This is a genomic window from Acinetobacter sp. AOR41_HL (assembly GCF_027854645.1).
Lineage (GTDB): Bacteria > Pseudomonadota > Gammaproteobacteria > Pseudomonadales > Moraxellaceae > Acinetobacter > Acinetobacter nosocomialis.
The window spans coordinates 243,544-262,737 of record NZ_JAKTHZ010000037.1; the positions used below are offsets into that span (position 1 = coordinate 243,544).

Sequence of the window (19,194 nt, forward strand, 5' to 3'; positions counted from 1 at the left end):
CGTATTTACGGTATCTAATCAAATAGATACCTTGACCCAAATGACATTTAAACCCATCAGAAAAAATTTATTTAACCTTTTGTTTTTAAAAATATATTTTTATCTCAATTTTATAATCCGACCAATCTTAAGACCAGAACATTCCTTTTAATATCAAAGTTTTAACTTATCTTCATATGTATAAATAAACAATATCAATAAAAGCAATTGTTTGTTTACCCCTTTTTTGCCTAAAATAAGCTATTCGAAATGAAACCATATTTTTTAGGTAGCTGTCGCCATGACCTTTGTTGTCACTGAAAATTGTATTAAATGTAAATACCAAGATTGCGTAGAAGTTTGTCCTGTAGACTGTTTTTACGAAGGTCCGAATTTCCTAGTGATTAATCCGGATGAATGTATTGACTGCGCATTATGTGAACCAGAATGCCCTGCAAATGCAATTTTCTCTGAAGATGAGTTACCAGAAGGTCAGGAAGTATTTATTGAGTTAAATGCTGAACTTTCTCAAAAATGGCCTAACATTACTCAAATTGGCGATCAACCTGCTGACCGTGAAGAATGGAACGGCAAACCAGATAAGTTACAGTATCTAGAAAAATAATTTCAAAAAAAGATCAGCAACCGCTGATCTTTTTTATACCCTATTCAAACATTTCATTGCAAATTCCTCGTAATTTGTGCACTGTTTTGCATTAAAATAGGCGCAATATTTATTAAGCTTTTGATTTTTCTTATGCGGAAGTTTTTGCAGAGTCTGCTGCCCCTATGCATAATCCCTGCGGTTATGGTAGGTTGCGCCAGCTCTCCCCAACACACAACAACAGGCAAAACCTCTCCAAGTGGTAAACGCATCTTTATTCCTCAAGAACGCGTTATTATCGAACGTCCAATTCCACCTAAAGTTGAGCCTGCTTCTTATCGTGCTTGGTTAAATACTGGCGATCATTATGAACGTGTACGCGAATACGAAAAATTTCTAGCGCGTCATGATGTTGCTGGCATCGTACCAAGTTTTGAATTATTAAGATCAGCTCGCGATTGGCAAAAATGTGGCAGTTCAGAATATGCTGTTCCAAACCGTGAACTTTGGAATAACTCTTTATCGACCTTACGCGTCTTTAAATATTTAATTGCTGCAAAAGTTTTAACCGACTTTGAAGTGACTTCGGTTTATCGTGACTTACCTTTAAACCAATGTGCTGGTGGTGCAAGTTCTTCTAAACATTTGTTTAACTCTGCCATCGATTTCCGTATTGGACCAGAAGTTCCACAACCGCAAGACTATGCTTTTATTGAAAATACCAAGTTTAAATTGTGTCAGTTCTGGGCCCAACATGGCCAAAGTTTAAACTTAGGTATTGGTTTATATAGTTCAGGACAAATCCATATTGATACTCAAGGCTATCGTACTTGGGGACCTGACCTAACCCGTAATACTTCCATGTGTAATTTCTAATATAAAAAATCCTCTTATACACTCAAGTATAAGAGGGTTTTTATTCTTAATTTTTTAACTATCCTTATAAAGAAATCGTCTTAAATTAACTGTCAATTTGCTCATTCTATAATCAACCAAAATTTCTTAATCCGAAGATTTTTGCACTCTAGTCATAAACGTTTAAAATACGCCTATCAATATACAGGTAAATTTGACTATGCAGCAGTTGTGGACAGACATTGACGAATATATCGACTCACATTTAATTCCCGAAGATCCCCGACTCGACTTTGCATTAAAAAATACCGACGAACACGGCTTTTCAAATCATCTTGCAGTAGCTCCAAACCAAGGCATGTTTTTACAAATGCTTATTCAGATGAATAAGTGTAAGCGAGTTTTAGAAATTGGAACTTTTGCTGCCTACAGTACGATTTGGCTAGGACGTGCCCTGCCTGAAGATGGCTATTTGCTTACCATTGAAGGTCGCGATACCCATGCAGAAATGGCTCAAAAAAATATCGACCATGCGAATCTTCCTGTAAAAGTTGAACTAAAAGCTGGCCGTGCTGCCGATATACTTTCAGCAATAGATCCACAGTCGATTGAGCCTTTCGATTTTATTTTCATTGATGCAGATAAACAGGGTTATCCGGAATATTTAGAACTCAGCCTTAAGTTCTCAAAATCAGGCACGATTATCGTGCTAGACAACGTCATCCGTGCGGGCGATATTTTGAATCCTGAAAACAAAAAACCGAGTATTGAAGGTATTCGTGAAACCTTTAAAGCTTTAGAAAACCATCCGCAAATTCTGTCTTGTACAGCTTTACAAACGGTTGGCTCAAAAGGTCATGACGGCTTCGCGATTGCAATTGTCAAATAGTGATCAAAAAATCATCTTTTATATTTTATTTTTTATAATCAAATAATTACTTTTATTACCCCTGCTTTTCCATATAGTTATCCACAAGATTTGCGGATAACTATATGCTGATCTCATCATTTAGCCACAAGTAATGGCACAGTCGCGTTTCGGAATATGGTCGTTGCAATACTTCCCAAGAAGAACTGATGAATTTTGCTATGGCTGAAAGCACCGAGCACAATAATCTGAATACCGTGTTCTTGTTGGTACTCAAGAATATTCTGGGCAACGTCACCATATCGGTAAACGGTGACGACATCTAGGCCGGCTTCTTTAAGGAAATGTTCTGGTTCATTCAATATTTCAGGATGATCGCCCACATACACTAAATGGCACTGTAAAGTCCGTAATAAATCACTTTGTGCAATACGGCGCATCATTTTTTGACAGGTAGGAGAATATTCATAAGCAAATATAAAACGTGTCGGTACTTTGAAGTTTTCACCAATAGTCAGAACCGTGCAATTTGCGCCTCGAATGAAGTTTTCAACATTACTACCAATTGGTTTATGCTTTTCGGCAGCCCTTTCACCCACCCGCCCTAAAATAACAATATCGTTTTCATGCAAGAGATTGAAACTTTGCTCTAGAAAATCCCCTTTTTCCTGAATTTTGGAGCATGTAATTCCGTGTTTTTCTTTAATTAGATCAGAGATATGTCTGAGTAAGTTATTGCTGTAATCCAAAGCGAGTTCACTTTGTTTTTGCTCTAATTCAGCCAACTCTTTAAGCAACATTGCATTGCTTTCAAAGCCGATTACACCACTTATTTCACCTAAGTGATAACTTGCTGGGTAGTAATCTAGAATTTGTAATAACACAAGCTCTCGTCCAGTTGCTTTCGCAACCCAAGCCGCTGCATCTGCAATAGCATTAATACAAGGTGATGAGTCAATACACGCAATAACACGGTTCATTTTTGCCTCTCTTCTTCAGGTCTATTTGCCTTGGAGATTTTTCTATAACTTAGCTTTAACTTAACATAGATAAAAATCCGTATGTTAAGGTTTATGTATTAAAATCCACTTTTTTGTTTAAAGATCAAACATTTTATTACATTCTTAAGACTGTATTATTCTCTTAAACGGATAAATTTTGCTGGGTTTCCACCCACTATATGGTACGGCTTCACATCTTTTGTCACCATACTATTCATACCAACTACAGCATGTTTACCAATTTTAATTCCGTCTTTAATTCCCACATGCGCGCCTAACCAAACATCTTTTTCAATTTCGATTCCCTGTGAACGAACAGGCTGTTGATATAGCGGACGGTCTAGTTGCATACCATGGTCAAAGGCATATAGATGACAATAAGCAGCAATACGAACTTGATCGTGTAGTTTTATACCAGCTCGGCCACCATCTAAAATACAGTGGTGGTTAATAGCGACTTCGTTACCAATCTCAAGCGGTCCATGTAAACTACAATCTGCCGCGATAAAACAATTGTCACCAATCTTAATTTTCCGACCCGGCTCGGCAAAAATATGGGCTAACGGTGAAATAAAACAGTTCTCCCCGATCTCGACTGTTTCCATATCCATTAAATAAGCCTGATATTCTTTTTGCCATTCTTCTGCCCAGGCACGGTGTTTGGGCTTTAAAGTCCAATATAGCCATGGCATATAATTTAAACGGTGCTTATGTTGCTCACGGTATTTGAGTAAGGAATCAGTCATCTGCTAACTCCTCCTCAACCTTTAATTCTTCTCGGCCACGAGTGACATCACGGAGCTTTAAAGCAAGTGGCTCAATCTGGTGGATTTGTAATCTAGCTTCAATATCTACCCCTGTTGCAGTATAGGTTTCCTGAAAATCAATTTGCTGCTGCGTAAGCTCATATTGAAAAATAGCCCATTCATTAAAATGACAAGAAAAGTGAATGGTCTTCTTTTCAATAAGTTCAATTCGCTCAGCTAACAATAAGGATTGCCCAGCACAACCGCCATAGGCCCGTACTAAACCACCAGTTCCCAGTTTTATACCCCCATACCAGCGGTTCACCATGACGATAATATTAGTTAAGTCGTTGCCTTCAATAGTTGCCAGGATTGGACGCCCTGCTGTACCTGATGGCTCACCATCATCATTAAAGCGAACATTATGCCCAATTTTCCAAGCCCAACATTGATGGGTGGTCGATATATCTTTATTTAATTCTAAAAATTCTTTCACTTGCTGTTCATTTTCTACTGGCGCAGCAATTGCCTGAAATCTACTTTTTTTAATTTCTTCTTCAAATGTAACCGGTGCTGCAATCGTAAAAGCCATAAATTAAATAAAGCATAATAAAAATCAAATTATAACGTGAAATTAATAGAAGCGAACCTATAAAAAAAGCCCCGAATTTCGGGGCTTCTTCTGTTATCTTTCTCGTAATGCTTCTTTCGCTTTATTAAATGGTTTAAGCAAGTAATCGAGTACAGTTTTCTCACCAGTACGAATATCTACCGTTGCCACCATACCCGGTGTAATACCAAAAGCCTTACCTTGTTTATTGTAGAGCTTGTCTGTATCAGTTCGGATATAAACGCGATAGTAGAATTGATCCTGTTTAACTTCATCACGAATCGTGTCTGGAGAAATAACGGTAACTTTACCTTTTAAACCACCATAAATTGAATAATCATAAGCTGTAATCTTTACTAAAGCTTCCTGACCAGGGCGAATGAATGCAATGTCACGTGGCAAAATGCGAGCTTCAATCAGTAACTGTTCATCAATTGGAACAATCGTCATTAACTTACCATTTTGCGGAACGACACCACCATGAGTTGTTACTGTAATTTCTTTTACAACACCGCGTACAGGTGCTCTAAATACGGCACGCTCTAAACTGTCATTACGGCCCATCACGACCTGTTGTTGAGTTTGAGTGTCAGTATTTGCTTTAGATAACTCTTCACGTGCTTTAACGTAATATTGGTTACGTGCATCGTTCATTTTATTTTGCAAATCATTTGCTTCACGGCGTAAACGTAAAACCTCAACCTCACTGGCAGCGCCTTTGGCAACTAAAGGTTCAGTCATCGCTAATTCTTGTTGAACCAACTGTAATGCTTGCTTCAAGCCAGAAAGCGTTTGCTGTAAATCAGCTCTGCGAGACTCATATAAAGCAGTCTCTTCGCGTACAAGCTTCGGATCTTTCGCTACAATTTCAGGAAAAACCAACGGTGTACCATTCACTTCTGCACGCAAACGTGCCGCTGTTGCCTGAGCCGCAATTAATAAAGATCTTGATTCACCTACATTCGAAGCAAAACGAGTCGGGTCCAACTGAGCAAGGATTTGTCCTTTTTGAACAATGTCACCTTCTTGTACATTTAATTTAGTTAAAATACCGCCTTCTAAAGACTGAATAACCTGTTCTTTAGATGATGGAATGACTTTACCTGTACCTGTAGACACTTCTTCTAATTGGAAAAACCATGCCCAAATAAAGAAAATAACGAGTCCAATCCCCACAATCCAAATGACCAAACTGGCACGTGGTAATGGTGGTTCACTATAAGATACATTCATTGAACGGGTGAGTTCTTGTTGTTGTTCGCTCATGAATTATCCCCCTTGGCTTACTTGTTTTTGTTGGGCTGTTGATTGATTAAGTACTTGATCTCTTGGTCCATCCATCACGATCTTGCCCTCATTCACGACAATAATACGATCGACCAGTTCTAAAACAGCGCGGCGGTGTGTTGCCACAATCAATGTCCGATGCGCCAACCATCCTTTAAGATGATCAATGAGTTGCTTCTCGGCAACATCATCAATGGCTGCTGTTGGTTCATCGAGTAATAGAATATTTGGTTGACGTATTAATAAACGTGCAAGTAATAAAGCTTGTTTTTGACCACCAGAGAAACCGACACCACCTTCTAAAATGAGGTGATCCAGCCCTTCTTTTTTCTCTTGAATGAAAGGTAATGCACCTGTCACGACCAAAGCACGAAGAATATCTTCATCGGTTGCAAGTGGTGCACCTAAGGTCAGGTTTTCACGGATTGTTCCGTAAAATAAATGAGCATTCTGGTTGAGTAATCCCATATCACGACGTACATCGGATGGGTCAATTAAAGACAGATCTAAACCGTCTAGATGCACAGCACCTTGAGTCGGAGATTGCATGCCAGATAAGAGTTGAAGTAATGTCGATTTACCTGCTCCATTACGACCTAAAATTGCAATCTTTTCACCCGCACGTATTTGCAAATGGCGAATTGCCAGACTTGGTTTTGGGTCATCATCCCCGTATTGGAACATGACATTTTTTAATTCGTAATTACCGTTTAAAACAGCTTTATGAACCAAATGTGCACGATCAGCCTGATCAATTGGGCGTTGCATGAGTTCATCAAGACTTTGTTTAGCAACTTTTGCTTGCTGTAAACGACCTAATACCCCTGTAATTTGGGCAATCGGTGCCAACATACGTGAAGAAAGAATTGAACACGCAACGAGCGCACCCGTGGTCATTTCCCCATCCATTACCGCAAAACAGCCAACTAAAACCACAATAGCGTAAGTTAAACCCTGAACCATTTGGGTCCAAGCCATTAAAGTACCCACAATTTTACGCTGTCTCATACCAATGTCGGCTGAAACTTCATTCATGTGGTTCCATTGGTTTTGGAAACGTGATTCAGCACGTAATAACTTGATGTCTTCAATACCCTGTACTGCTTCTACAAGTATTGCGTTACGAATTGAAGACTCTCTCATACCTTCTTGTGCAAGTTGAGCCAATTTCTTTTGTACCAGAACACCCGGCAAAATCATAAGCGGCACAACAAGCAACATAACCCAGAATAATTTTCCTCCAATAATCGCAAAGATAATCAGGAACAAGAAAAAGAATGGGAAATCGGCAATTGCACTAATAGTAGTTGAGGTTACCAACTCACGAACACCTTCGAGTTCACGAATCTGGGAAATAAAACTACCGGTAGATTTAGAGCGGTCTTTATTTTTGATACGTAAAGCATGGCCAAATACACGGTCTGAGACACGTAAGTCGGCACGCTTACCAATAATATCGGATAAATACACTCTCGAAACGCGTAAGGTAAACTCGAAAAGAGCCGCAATGAGTACACCACCTGCCAGCACCCATAAGGTTGGGATTGACTGAGATGGCACAACACGGTCATAGACTTGCATTGAGAAAATAATGGTTGCCAATGCCAAAATATTGGCAATTAAAGAGGCAAACATAATATCGATATACCGTTTCCAGTCTCTTAAAACGATGGACCAGAACCAGTTGGCTTCGTATGGCTTGATATATTCATCAATACGGGCATCTGGAATAGACGTTTCAGGGCGTAAAATATAGACATTTTTAAGTGTCGTTTTTAGAACGTCTAAAGATAAGTTTTGTGAAAGACCTTGATCTCCACTAAACTGAATGCTCACATTACCTTGCGTATCTGCTTTATCGATTACACCGACTTGTCCATCATTAAACTCCACCATAACCGGTAAACGCCATGGGTTTAATAAGTCTAAAGAAAATGGTGCTTTACGAAGATTAAGACCGACCTGACGCGTCATTAATTGCAAGACATCATCTAGATTCTGGTTTTGGTTCCAGTCGAGTTGTAAACGAATTCTTTCTTCTGACGGTTCGATTCGGTAGTGTTTGGCAATAGTTAAGACCGCCTGTAACCAAGGCTGGTAATTTATTTTTGTCATCATGGTTGTACTTCGAACCCCTGAATTGAAATATTATTTAAGCCATAGGCTTGGCGGGAACGTCCTGTTGCTGCAATGTATTGAACAATGCTGTTATAAATGTCATAACGTGCTGATTCGAGTTCTGAGTTGGCACTATGAATGGCTTGTTCAGCATTTAATAAATCGACCAGTGAACGGGTACCGAGCTTATATTGCTCTTGGTAGAGTTCACGTGTACGAACCGTCGTTGCTTGGCGACTTGCCAAAACCTGCATTTGACGTTGTTTATTTTCAATTTGTTCACGACTTGTTCTAATTTGATCCAGCACATCCAGATAAACGGAATTGACTTTAGATTTAGCCGCTTCTTCAGCATAACTTGCCATTTTTACTTGTGAAGCGGTTGCACCACCTTGATAAAACTGACTTGTTGCTTCCAACATGACTGAACTATATAAGCCATCATCCTTATCATTATTTGGATTTTTACCATTAATCGCCTGACTGACCGAGCCTTTAACAGCTAAGGTCGGATAACGTGTTAAACGGGTTTGTTCTTTTTGTGCTTTAGCAACCTCTACACTTGCCTGTGCGGCAATCATTTTAGGAATAGTATTAAACTCAGGCTCACCATAAAGGTCAGATTGCTTCACAAGGTCTTCGGAAATAATCCATCCAGTGCGAGTAACATCTGCGCCGAGTAACGTTCTTAAATGCTGTTGATATTGACGTAACAATGATTGCTGCGCAATTAAGGTCGACTGCGCTGCTTGTAAGTATGATTGCGCCTGAATTGGATCTGCCTGACTCGCGACACCGGCGTTTGCTCGTAGATTAGCAATGTCTTGAATGCGTTGAATACCGGCAATTTGCTGCTCAGCAATTTTATTAAGTTGAAGATAACGCTGAATATTCACAATAGTTTGCGCAACATCCAAAGCTAGAGTATCAACACTGACTAAAACATTCGCTTGTTCAACCTGAACTTTAGCCTGTTCAACATTCACACCTGATTTGACCTTACCAAAGTCATAGAGCATTTGAGTAGCACTTAAAGTGAGTAGCTGCCTACCACGCTCGCCAGTGCTTAAATCACCAGTTGAAATTCCTCCAGCCAGCTGGGGATAGTAACCGGCTTTAGCAACGTCAACTCCTGAATTTTGACCTGCTAAAGTTGCAATAGATTGTGAAATATCTGGACTACGCTGAATGGCAATTTTTACCGCATCTTGCAATGTCATCGTTCGAGATGGCAAGTTGGAAAAAGATGAAGCCGACTTATCATTAAGTTGAACAGTTGGAAATTCCTGCACAATAGAACGATCTAGCTTGAAATTACTAAGCTCGTGCATCTTGGCAACTTTAAAATCATCACTACTTTTAGGGACAAAAAGTTGTGACAAGTTTTCTTTCAGGGTGTGGTATTGCTCACTTGGTTTAGCAGCGTATATCACAACAGGAACATGTAGTGTACTTAAAAGCATCAGCCCTTTCAGGAAAGCCTGCTTTCTACATTTCCCTTTCACTCTTTTCTGGTTATATCCAATCATGCTTATCTTGTTGATCTTGTTTGTTATCGTTTAAAAGCATCTCCATTCTACATAGTTTTTCAACGAAAACAGCATAATTGGTCGAATAAATCACACATTATTTTTTTATTAAATGAGTGGTATATGTAATTGTTTTTATTTATAAAACATCAAAAAACAAAAAAGAGGCCTTGACCTCTTTTTAACCAATTAGATTAATGACTTTAATTAAACTGTAAAATCATCACCCAAATAGACTTTACGTACCTGTTCATTGTCTAAAATTTCTTGCGGTGTGCCTTCAGCAATTACCGAGCCTTCACTTACAATATAAGCACGTTCACAGATTGCCAAAGTTTCACGAACGTTGTGATCGGTAATGAGTACACCAATACCACGATCTTTTAATGTTTGGATAATATCTTTAATATCGCCCACTGAAATTGGATCGACACCCGCAAATGGCTCATCCAATAGCATAAATTTAGGGTCTGCTGCCAAAGCACGCGCAATTTCCGCACGGCGGCGTTCACCACCCGATACACTCATTCCTAATGAATCTTTAATATGACTAATTTTAAAGTCGTTTAACAACTCATGAAGACGTTGTTGGCGTTGTTGCTTATTCAAATCTTTACGCGTCTCTAAGATCGACATAATATTTTCAGCAATCGTCAACTTTCTAAAGATAGAAGCTTCTTGAGGTAAATAACCAATACCTTTACGCGCACGCTCATGCATCGCTAAGTCTGACATATCGAGGTCATCAAGATGAATCTCGCCCTTATCCATACGCACAAGCCCAACGACCATATAGAAACTGGTCGTTTTTCCGGCACCGTTAGGACCAAGCAAACCAACAATCTGTCCACTTTGCATACTAAAAGAGACGTCTTTGACAACCCAACGCTTACTATAGTTTTTGGCTAAGTGCTTAATACACAAAGTTTGCGGTTGTTGAAGAGCTTGCTGCATTAGTCACGCGCTCCTGGGAAACTTTTAGAACTTGAAGGTGGAATAATAATTTGTACACGGTTTGAAGAAGAACCTTGAGCTTCAACATCACCTTTATTCATACTATATTTCAGAGAGTTACCACGAATACTTGAACCATCTTGGTATAAGTATGCGCCGCCAGACAGAGTAATAATGCCTGTATCTGCATTATAGACAATCGTTTGCCCTTCACCACGTGCAACACCTTTATTGGCATTGATTTGCTGTTGGAACTTAGCTGGTCGGCCTTTGGCAGTAATCACTTGAATTTCACGTTTCGAGTTTAGATTGGCAACAATTGAGTCAGCTTGAAGCTTCATCGTACCTTGCTCAATCACAACATTACCCGTGTAAGTGGTCAAACCAGTTTTGTCATTATAAGTTGCACGGTCTGCGACCAATGAAATTTGTTGATTACGGTCAGACGGCAAAGCAAAAGTCGAAGCAGATGATAAAGCAACGAATGTAATTACCGCAGCTTGTTTTAGGAAAGCTGAAGAACGTTTTAAATTAAGACTTTGGTGCATACTTTCCTCGAATATTAAAAAATTCGTACTGACCGTTATTCAAATTGCCTTTTAATCCTTTACTCACAAACTCGCCTTGTGGAGACTGAACAACCACTTGATGGTTTGTTTCAATGTCTCTGGTTTTTGGATAACCTGTTAGTTCATCGGTTTGGAACTCAATAGTTCCTTGAGGTGCAATCTTGGTTGCGACCACATCGCCCGATAACACAACCTTTTGATTATCATCATATCCATAAGCTTGTTTAGCAAAGAATGTTGCATCAACTTTACCTAATTTATACATAGAGGCGTTAAGCTGATCCAACTTTGACGTTTTTTGTTGCATATCCTGCTCAAGCTGACGAACTTCAGCACGAATATACAAATTGCCTTTGTCATCAGTTTGAGTCAAATGGACGCCCTGCGCCGAATACGTCATATTCTTCGCCGAACCAATGTCCAGTTTTTTTGCCTTGCCACTATAGTAGTAATAACCACCACTCACAGCAGCAACTACTACAGCAACAATATATAAAACTCTGGTATCCATGAGCAGGAATAGCCTACCTTTTTAAGTAATCTTGTTATTAATGCGGTACTGCAAGATATTTTTCAAGAAGTTCTTGGTAAATGCCTTTTGCGATCAGCAACATATCACAGACTTCACGAACAGCTCCACGACCACCCATTGCTTGGGTCACTAAGTGCGCACGGCGGCGCACTTCTTCATGTCCGTTTGGAACGGTAACACTCATTCCTGCAATCGCAAATGCTGAAAGATCTGGCCAATCATCGCCCATATATAAGCAATCTGAAGGCAAAATATTAAACTGTGCACATGCTTCACGAAGTGCTGAGCCTTTGTCTTCACGACCCTGAAAAACGAGGTCTACCCCCAAATCAGACATGCGTTTATCAACAATATTACTTTTTCGACCAGTAATAATGATGACTTTCATACCCGCTTGTTGCGCAAGTTTCATGCCCAAACCATCACGGATATCGAATGATTTAATTTCATCGCCCGTGTTGGTTAACGTCACAAAGCCATCACTCAAAATACCATCAACATCCAGAACCAATGCCTGCAAATGACGTGCTTGTTCTAACAATGCATACGATGCCATGGATTAATTCACCCCTGCCTGAATAAGATCATGCATACTAATTACACCAATCACTTTATTTTGGTCGTCGACCACTACAAACTGACTGATTTTTTTCTGGTTAAGTTGTTGTAACGCTTCTACAGCACGTGCTTCTTGAGAAATAGTTGACGGTTTTTTGGTCATGACCTCAGACACAGGTAAATTCACATCAAACCCTTGCTGTTTATCGATGAGACGACGTAAGTCTCCATCTGTAAAAATACCAAGCAAGTGGTCTTGTTCATCAACAATTGTCGTTAAACCTAAACGCTTATTTGAAATCTCGTAAAGCACTTGATTCATTGGAGTCTCAGGTGAAACTTTTGGTAACTCGTCACCTGTATGCATTAAATGTTTTACATGTAAAAGTAAACGCTTACCTAATGCCCCTGCTGGATGCGAACGTGCAAAATCATCAGCAGTAAAACCGCGTGCTTCAAGCAAAGCAACCGCTAAAGCATCGCCTAAAACCAAAGTCGCTGTCGTACTTGAAGTAGGAGCCAAGCCTAAAGGGCAAGCTTCATCCGACTCACCTAGAGTTAAAGCGATATCAGCATTTTGCGGCATTGGACCTTTATCATCACGACTAATCGTAATCATCGGTACGCCGAGATGTTTAATAAGCGGCATAAGCATCATGATTTCATCGCTTTTTCCTGAGTTGGAAATTGCAATAAGTACATCACCGCGAACCAGCATACCTAAATCGCCATGGCCCGCTTCACCAGGATGCATAAAGAAAGACGGCGTACCTGTAGAGGCAAATGTTGCCGCCATTTTTCGACCAATATGCCCAGATTTACCCATGCCAGTAATCACAACACGACCTTTACACTGCAACAGTACTTCGCAAGCACGGTTAAAACGGTCATCAATTTGTGTTGCTAATACATCTATGGCTTGTTGCTCAATACGCAATGTAGCTAATGCACTGCTTTGGAAATCTGTAGGATTAGGCATACGAGTTTGACTCAAAATAATTGATCTGATCTCTGGTTGAGATCGGTGATTTTAATCAAAAGATTTGGGGGCATTCTAGCATAACTCAATCAGTTACACGTTTTTAAATGTATAAGATTTCACAAGCTTATAAAATTCATGCATAAAACTTTGTTAAAAATGATGCATCAGTTATGATGTAACACTATTTTTGTTGAGTGTTTGAAAACCCTTATGCAACCGTTTGTTTTATATAACTCTGAGCAACGAAAAAAAGTTGAATTTGTACCTCGCAAAGAAGGTCACATCGATATGTACGTCTGCGGTATGACCGTTTACGACTACTGTCATATCGGGCATGCTCGAGTTATGGTTGCATTTGACTACATTATCCGATTCTTGCGCAGTCAAGGCTGGAAAGTTCGCTACATTCGCAACATTACCGACATTGACGACAAAATCATCAAACGTGCGAATGAAAATGGTGAAACGATTCAACAGCTCACCACTCGTTTCATCGATGCTATGAATGAAGATGCAGCGAACTTAGGCTGTTTGGCACCAGATGAAGCACCTAAAGCGACTGAATATATTGACCAGATGCAAAACATGATTGGCAATCTGGTCAATAAAGGCGCTGCTTACCCTGCTTCAAACGGCGATGTTTATTTTGAAGTCACCAAATTTGAAAAGTATGGTCGCCTCTCTGGTCGTAAGCTTGATGACATGCAAGCTGGCGCGAGTGAGCGTGTTGATGTTGAAGTTGAAAAGAAACATCCTTTTGACTTTGTGCTTTGGAAACATGCCAAAGAAAATGAACCGTCTTGGGCATCCCCTTGGGGTAATGGCCGTCCGGGTTGGCACATCGAATGTTCTGCAATGTCAACTTGCTGCCTAGGTAACCACTTTGACATTCATGGTGGTGGTTCAGATTTAATGTTCCCACACCATGAAAATGAAATTGCACAAAGTGAAGCCTCAACTGGTGAGCAGTATGTGAATTACTGGATGCATGTTGGCTTTATTAACGTTGATGGTGAAAAGATGTCTAAGTCTTTAGGCAACTTCTTTACGATTCGTGACGTGATGGAGAAGTTCCACCCTGAAGTGATCCGCTATTTTATTGTGTCTTCACACTACCGTAGCCCTGTGAACTTTTCTGATGTAGCGCTTAAAGAAGCAAAAACTTCTTTAACTCGCTTCTATCATTCATTTAAAGCTTATCAACAAGTATATGGTCAAACGACAACTGAAACGCTTGATCACAGCTTTATTGAACGTTTTAACAATGCAATGTGTGATGATTTCAATACGGCTGAAGCAATGGCTGTATTGTTTGAACTCAACAAAGAGTTAAACCGTGCTGTAAAAGAAGAACAAGCTGACCAAGCGGCTGTGCTTTATTCGACATTACGTCACCTCACCAACATTTTAGGTTTGGTACAACACAATGTAGATGATTTCTTAAAATCAGATATTGGACAAGAAGCGCTTGCTTTGTCTGATGCTGAAATTGAAGATTTCATTCAACAACGTGTTGATGCTAAAAAAGCTAAAGACTTTGCGAAGGCAGATGCTATTCGTCAGTCTTTACTTGAGCAAGGTGTAGTTCTCGAAGACACCCGTCAAGGTACAGTTTGGCGCCGTGCTGATTAAACGTTCAATTAGATCACAAGAGTGTTGACACTTTAATGAAACACTCTATAATGTGCTCACATTGCGGGAATAGCTCAGTTGGTAGAGCATAACCTTGCCAAGGTTGGGGTCGCGAGTTCGAGTCTCGTTTCCCGCTCCAAAATTCAAAAACCACTTAATTCGAAAGAATTATGTGGTTTTTTATTGTCTATTGGTTAGCTTTGACTACTCAAAATAGTCAAAATTCGCATTAAAAAACGCTTTATATTTCCGTTGCAACACCACGAAATTTGGAGTGTTATTATGCAAAAGCCAGTTAAGCGCGGAGACACGTGGCGTATCACTGTCCGTTATTTAGGCAAACGTTATACAACTACTCGAGATACTGCGAGTGAGTGTGAACAATGGGCCACTAAAAAATTATTAGAATTACAATCTGAACAGGCTAATCCTGAGTCTGAAAAATCCATATCTCCTTTTATGCCCTTTTTGAACAGTACTATCAAGAAGAAGGCAGAAAAATGAAGAGCGCCCGCTTAATTGTTCAAATGCTTAAATGTCTAAAGAAAAAAGAATAATGAAAATATAATTAATATTTTATGATTAAACCCATCATTAAGTTTTTATTGATATTGAAATTAAAAATTAGCTTAAAAGTATATTATCGCAAAGTCTCCCCCATTGAGGAGACTTTCTAAGTATTAAATGACTTAAGGATGAATTTTTTTCAATCCATCTTCTACAGCAAATTTAGCTTCCTCCCACTGTAAACGTGAACTGCCTTTAACTTGTTCCCATTTAGTTTTCAATTTAGATTCAACCTCGGAAAAATTAATTTCTGCATTATTATCTACACGATTTTCATAACCTAAACGATAAGCCGCTCGATAATCACGATCATATTCTAGATTCTTGTCTTCAGTATAATATGGCATTTTTTTATAGTTTTCTCGCCAATAATTATCTTCTTCTTGCCAGTCATTACTATCATCTTTTTGATTATTTGTTTGAGCTATATCATTACCTGCTATTGCTCCCACCACACCACCAATAATCCCCCCAACAACAGCACCTGGAGGGCCCCCAACAACACCAAATGCAGCACCTACCGCCGCTCCTCCCAAGGTTCCTGCACCTGTAGCAACCAAATTCTCTCCACCTTCATTCATATCGGGTACATGATTGTTATTAGTCGGTGGAGAGTTTAAATCTGGACGAGCATTATCAATTGTGGATGAAATGTCTTGTAATGGTTTGCTATTTGATACATTACTATTAGAAGATGGCTCTTTTTGAGTCGTATGATTACCAATTGAATTTGATTGTTTTGTATTTACCATTTTCTTACTCCCTATATTTTAAAATCTAGTATCTTTCAAAAGAGCTAGAATATTAAAAGAACTTTTGAAATATGCTTGACAATTATTATAATTCACCTTTAGTTTAGCTATGTTTCACAAATACCCCTATTAAGTAAGGAGATGTTATTAATTAATAAAAAGTATTTCTCATCAATAAAAATTCTTATTCAAATAGTCTTCACAATTATATCATTCTTTATCCCATAATCATTATATTTCGCTAGATTAAACATTACCCATAACATTCTAGTTTTACACTGCTCTGAAGGAAATTATGATTTTATGTATATGCAATTTTAAAAAGCCTAGTTAATTAATACTAGGCTTTTTTAAATGTATTTTTTAAAGATAATAATTGTATATTATTTTATCTTTTTAAATATATCTTCAGCTGCTTTTAGGTGTTTCGCAACAGCATCACCTGTTTGTACGAGCATATTTTTTAATTCAGAATTTTTCGTGTTTGGTATTAACTGCTTATCAATTATCGTCAAAACTTTACGGTGAACTTTAACTTGACTCATCATGTAATTTTTATCAGTATCTGATGTTACTTGATTAAGCTTACTAACAATTTTATCACTATCATTTTGCAATGATTCACTAAGATTACTGGTTTGTGAAATCAACTGTAATCGACTTGCCAAGGCTTGTGCATTTTTTTCATTGGCTGAATGTTCTTTAATCATTATTTCAGCATATTTCTTAGCTTCATCCATTTTTAGTTTTGGCAATGCAGTTTTTGCCTGCTTAATTTCACCATTATTAGCTGTACTTAATATCTTGAAAATTTGACTATCAGTCAAATTTTCATGGTTTTCATTTAATATTTTAGAGTGATTCTTCCCATCATTTATAGTTTGTTGATTCGCTGCCATAATCTCAAATGCACTGAAGCTTAAAACACCACTAATTGCGATGCAGTTAATAATTTTCTTCGTTAAAATAGCTTTCATACCAATATCCTTTAACTTAATTCATGAGTATTTCTACCTATGGGTAGCTTTTTCACATTTCCAATTTATATCCCTACTTGTAAATTCAAGGTTGGGGTTATTTATTCATTATTTCAATCAAACATATTTATACCGCTCGCTGAATATTTTTCGCAAAGGGTAAATAGCTTATTTAAAGTAGATGATATAAATTTAATAATGAATCATGCCTCTGTATCCAATCTTATTAATGTAAATATAAAATATATATAATTTTAAAAAACATTAACTTAAAAACAATTTTTATTTTTTATTTTTACGAAAATAACAATAAAGCTCGTTATATTAACTTATAGATACTAAAGCTAAAATTAAATATATTTAAAGAAAATTTAAACCAATTTAATTTATTCGCCCATCTAGAAAAAAGCGTTCTCCTAAAGACTTTAATTCACGCACTGCACACAAACAGTGACATGCACTTTTGTAGATATCGTATGAGCTGTGCAACCTGAAAACAGGATACACAGAACTGTAATCAATGAAGCCAATCTAGTTCGCTTGCAATTGAAGACTTTCATGTTAGCCGATCCGGTTAGTAATCCAGCCATAAAAGAATTGTTCCTGCGTGGGATTTCGCTCACAAATTTTGATGTAACGTTGGCCTTGCATGATATTAAGAACCCGAACTAATACCTTCTCTACTTCTTTACCGCGCTTAGCCAGTGTTGTGGTTTGGAAATTTTCGATAGCGTTGGACTTAATGAGAGAGCCTTCGAATAGCTTTGAAGAACATGAGGTTTGATAAGCTCTTGATAAAGTTGTTTGGCTTGGTTGCTCTTCAAGATGCTATACATCACCTTCTTTATTGACTCAATTTCATATATACTGGCCTCAGTATGAGATGAGCCTTATATAGTTCATTGCTAGATCAATGAATGACTAAGCCCTTAGCTTTCGAGCAAGGGCTTTTTTACATCCAAAATAAAATGTTAACAAGATTTCATTTAACCTTTTGCACTCAAATAAAAAAAGACCACATCCTCCAACAGAATAATGCAGCCTCTTTTAATAGTTAAGTTAATGTGATGTCTCTGCTGCTTTAGGTTTAAAGACCATTAAACAGACCACAATAAAAGCCAACAAAACGAAAGATGCGCTAAATCTGCTTAGCTCTAATCCACCATGCGCGATAGGTTTATCGAGGAAATCACCTAAAACCGCTCCGAGCGGTCGAGTAAGAACAAAGGCCAGCCAGAATAATAATGTTCTTGAGATTTTGGTATAGAAATAGCAGATTGCTAAAACCAATAACAAAGTACCAAAAATTAAAGCAGCGCTGGTATACCCTAACCCTTGAGTATCCGCAGTCCAATCACCTAGTGCTGTACCTAATGTTTGAGAGAACATAATGGTTAACCAATAGAAGACTTCACTTTTAGCAGATTGAATACTTTCTACCGAAATTGTGCCGCAGCTTAAATACCAGACAAACAGAGATAGGCCTAATAAAATAAGTAATATTAAACTTCCCCCTGCATAACCCACACCTAAAGTTCGGTCAACAAAGTCGGCAATTGTTGTTCCTAATGTGGTCGTGGCAATAATGGTCGCCCAATAAAAAAATGAATTGTATTTTTTGGCTTTAATTTGCAAACCAACAAAAACTGCAAATATCACTGCGAAAATAACTGTACTAATTACATATCCCAAATTAAGGGACATAGATAGTGCATCTCCAGCAGTTTCACCTAAAGTGGTAGCAGCAATTTTAATGATCCAGAACAGTAACGTAACTTCTGGAACTTTACTTAAACTTTTAGATAAACTTTCATGACTCATCACTGTATGTTCTCCAAACATACTCACCGATTGGCCAATATCTAAAAGATCAAGCCTTAAGCTGAAATTAAGAGTAAAAATAAACTACAAAGTTCCCCAATAATGAATACTTTGACCTGTTAATTGAAAGGTTGAGTTCTTAATTTGTTGCAAACACTTTGTTATACAAACTTTTTCAACTTAATGTCATAAATATTAAGTTGTTCTTTATTACTCTCAAGTTTGGTAGTCATTTTTATAACATTTCACTTCA

18 protein-coding genes, 1 tRNA gene and 2 pseudogenes are annotated in these 19,194 nt (G+C 38.2%); 6 read left to right on the forward strand and 15 right to left on the reverse strand.

Annotated features, from left to right (window positions below):
- The first annotated feature begins 280 nt into the window (after positions 1-280).
- From fdxA to MKL35_RS15295, 3 genes are all read left to right on the forward strand, one after another.
- Positions 281-604 (forward strand): ferredoxin FdxA, encoded by a 324-nt coding sequence (gene fdxA, locus MKL35_RS15285; RefSeq protein WP_002051033.1) that lies wholly within the window; start codon positions 281-283, stop codon positions 602-604.
- A gap of 132 nt (positions 605-736) precedes the next feature.
- A complete protein-coding gene (locus MKL35_RS15290; RefSeq protein WP_174876286.1) occupies positions 737-1,459 on the forward strand; it encodes a D-Ala-D-Ala carboxypeptidase family metallohydrolase in 723 nt (240 codons plus the stop codon).
- Between the two features lie 199 nt (positions 1,460-1,658).
- The gene (locus tag MKL35_RS15295; RefSeq protein WP_002051063.1) at positions 1,659-2,327 is read left to right on the forward strand and encodes an O-methyltransferase; all 669 of its coding nucleotides are present in this window, start codon (positions 1,659-1,661) and stop codon (positions 2,325-2,327) included.
- A 116-nt stretch (positions 2,328-2,443) separates the two neighbouring features.
- Here the strand turns inward: MKL35_RS15295 and MKL35_RS15300 are convergent, their stop codons facing one another.
- The 11 genes from MKL35_RS15300 to MKL35_RS15350 all read right to left on the reverse strand — a co-directional run bounded on the left by MKL35_RS15300 (position 2,444) and on the right by MKL35_RS15350 (position 13,189).
- Positions 2,444-3,286, reverse strand: coding sequence for a universal stress protein (locus MKL35_RS15300; RefSeq protein ID WP_002051066.1), 843 nt, complete (start codon positions 3,284-3,286; stop codon positions 2,444-2,446).
- A 155-nt stretch (positions 3,287-3,441) separates the two neighbouring features.
- The gene (locus MKL35_RS15305) at positions 3,442-4,053 is read right to left on the reverse strand and encodes a chloramphenicol acetyltransferase CAT (protein ID WP_017393719.1); all 612 of its coding nucleotides are present in this window, start codon (positions 4,051-4,053) and stop codon (positions 3,442-3,444) included.
- Positions 4,046-4,645 (reverse strand): IMPACT family protein, encoded by a 600-nt coding sequence (locus tag MKL35_RS15310; protein WP_004709741.1) that lies wholly within the window; start codon positions 4,643-4,645, stop codon positions 4,046-4,048. Before MKL35_RS15310 ends, MKL35_RS15305 begins: the two co-directional genes overlap by 8 nt.
- Before the next feature lie 93 nt (positions 4,646-4,738).
- Positions 4,739-5,929, reverse strand: coding sequence for an HlyD family type I secretion periplasmic adaptor subunit (locus MKL35_RS15315; RefSeq protein ID WP_002051055.1), 1,191 nt, complete (start codon positions 5,927-5,929; stop codon positions 4,739-4,741).
- 3 nt (positions 5,930-5,932) lie between these two features.
- Positions 5,933-8,068, reverse strand: coding sequence for a type I secretion system permease/ATPase (locus MKL35_RS15320; RefSeq protein WP_002051058.1), 2,136 nt, complete (start codon positions 8,066-8,068; stop codon positions 5,933-5,935).
- Complete coding sequence (locus MKL35_RS15325; protein WP_009498825.1) at positions 8,065-9,531, reverse strand: TolC family protein; 1,467 nt, start codon at positions 9,529-9,531, stop codon at positions 8,065-8,067. Before MKL35_RS15325 ends, MKL35_RS15320 begins: the two co-directional genes overlap by 4 nt.
- A 273-nt stretch (positions 9,532-9,804) precedes the next feature.
- Positions 9,805-10,551 carry an LPS export ABC transporter ATP-binding protein gene (lptB, locus tag MKL35_RS15330; RefSeq protein WP_002051056.1) on the reverse strand — a complete coding sequence of 249 codons (747 nt, stop codon included), beginning with the start codon at positions 10,549-10,551 and terminating at the stop codon, positions 9,805-9,807.
- Positions 10,551-11,099 carry a lipopolysaccharide transport periplasmic protein LptA gene (lptA, locus tag MKL35_RS15335; protein WP_002051027.1) on the reverse strand — a complete coding sequence of 183 codons (549 nt, stop codon included), beginning with the start codon at positions 11,097-11,099 and terminating at the stop codon, positions 10,551-10,553. Before lptA ends, lptB begins: the two co-directional genes overlap by 1 nt.
- Complete coding sequence (gene lptC, locus MKL35_RS15340) at positions 11,083-11,631, reverse strand: LPS export ABC transporter periplasmic protein LptC (RefSeq protein ID WP_002051045.1); 549 nt, start codon at positions 11,629-11,631, stop codon at positions 11,083-11,085. Before lptC ends, lptA begins: the two co-directional genes overlap by 17 nt.
- Positions 11,632-11,668: 37 nt before the next feature.
- A complete protein-coding gene (locus MKL35_RS15345) occupies positions 11,669-12,208 on the reverse strand; it encodes a KdsC family phosphatase (protein WP_004709751.1) in 540 nt (179 codons plus the stop codon).
- Positions 12,209-12,211: 3 nt separating this feature from the next.
- On the reverse strand, positions 12,212-13,189 hold the full coding sequence (locus MKL35_RS15350; RefSeq protein ID WP_002051059.1) for a KpsF/GutQ family sugar-phosphate isomerase: 978 nt from the start codon (positions 13,187-13,189) through the stop codon (positions 12,212-12,214).
- A gap of 213 nt (positions 13,190-13,402) precedes the next feature.
- Here MKL35_RS15350 and cysS point away from each other — a divergent pair, with 213 nt between their 5' ends.
- From cysS to MKL35_RS15365, 3 genes and pseudogenes are all read left to right on the forward strand, one after another.
- Positions 13,403-14,824: a cysteine--tRNA ligase gene (gene cysS / locus MKL35_RS15355; protein WP_002051061.1), complete on the forward strand. Its 1,422-nt coding sequence runs from the start codon at positions 13,403-13,405 to the stop codon at positions 14,822-14,824.
- Between the two features lie 63 nt (positions 14,825-14,887).
- A tRNA-Gly gene (locus MKL35_RS15360) sits at positions 14,888-14,963 on the forward strand.
- Between the two features lie 143 nt (positions 14,964-15,106).
- Positions 15,107-15,372 (forward strand): annotated as a pseudogene (locus MKL35_RS15365) (tyrosine-type recombinase/integrase); the annotation flags it as partial.
- A 141-nt stretch (positions 15,373-15,513) separates the two neighbouring features.
- On the opposite strand, the gene MKL35_RS15370 reads toward MKL35_RS15365, so the two are convergent.
- The 4 genes and pseudogenes from MKL35_RS15370 to MKL35_RS15385 form a co-directional block, all read right to left on the reverse strand.
- Positions 15,514-16,143 (reverse strand): glycine zipper, encoded by a 630-nt coding sequence (locus MKL35_RS15370; RefSeq protein WP_032012119.1) that lies wholly within the window; start codon positions 16,141-16,143, stop codon positions 15,514-15,516.
- 383 nt (positions 16,144-16,526) lie between these two features.
- Positions 16,527-17,120 (reverse strand): DUF4142 domain-containing protein, encoded by a 594-nt coding sequence (locus MKL35_RS15375; RefSeq protein WP_270914040.1) that lies wholly within the window; start codon positions 17,118-17,120, stop codon positions 16,527-16,529.
- A 561-nt stretch (positions 17,121-17,681) separates the two neighbouring features.
- Positions 17,682-17,831: pseudogene (locus MKL35_RS15380) on the reverse strand (putative peptidoglycan-binding domain-containing protein); the annotation flags it as partial.
- A 348-nt stretch (positions 17,832-18,179) separates the two neighbouring features.
- Complete coding sequence (locus MKL35_RS15385; RefSeq protein WP_032012055.1) at positions 18,180-18,941, reverse strand: COG4705 family protein; 762 nt, start codon at positions 18,939-18,941, stop codon at positions 18,180-18,182.
- Positions 18,942-19,194 lie beyond the last annotated feature (253 nt).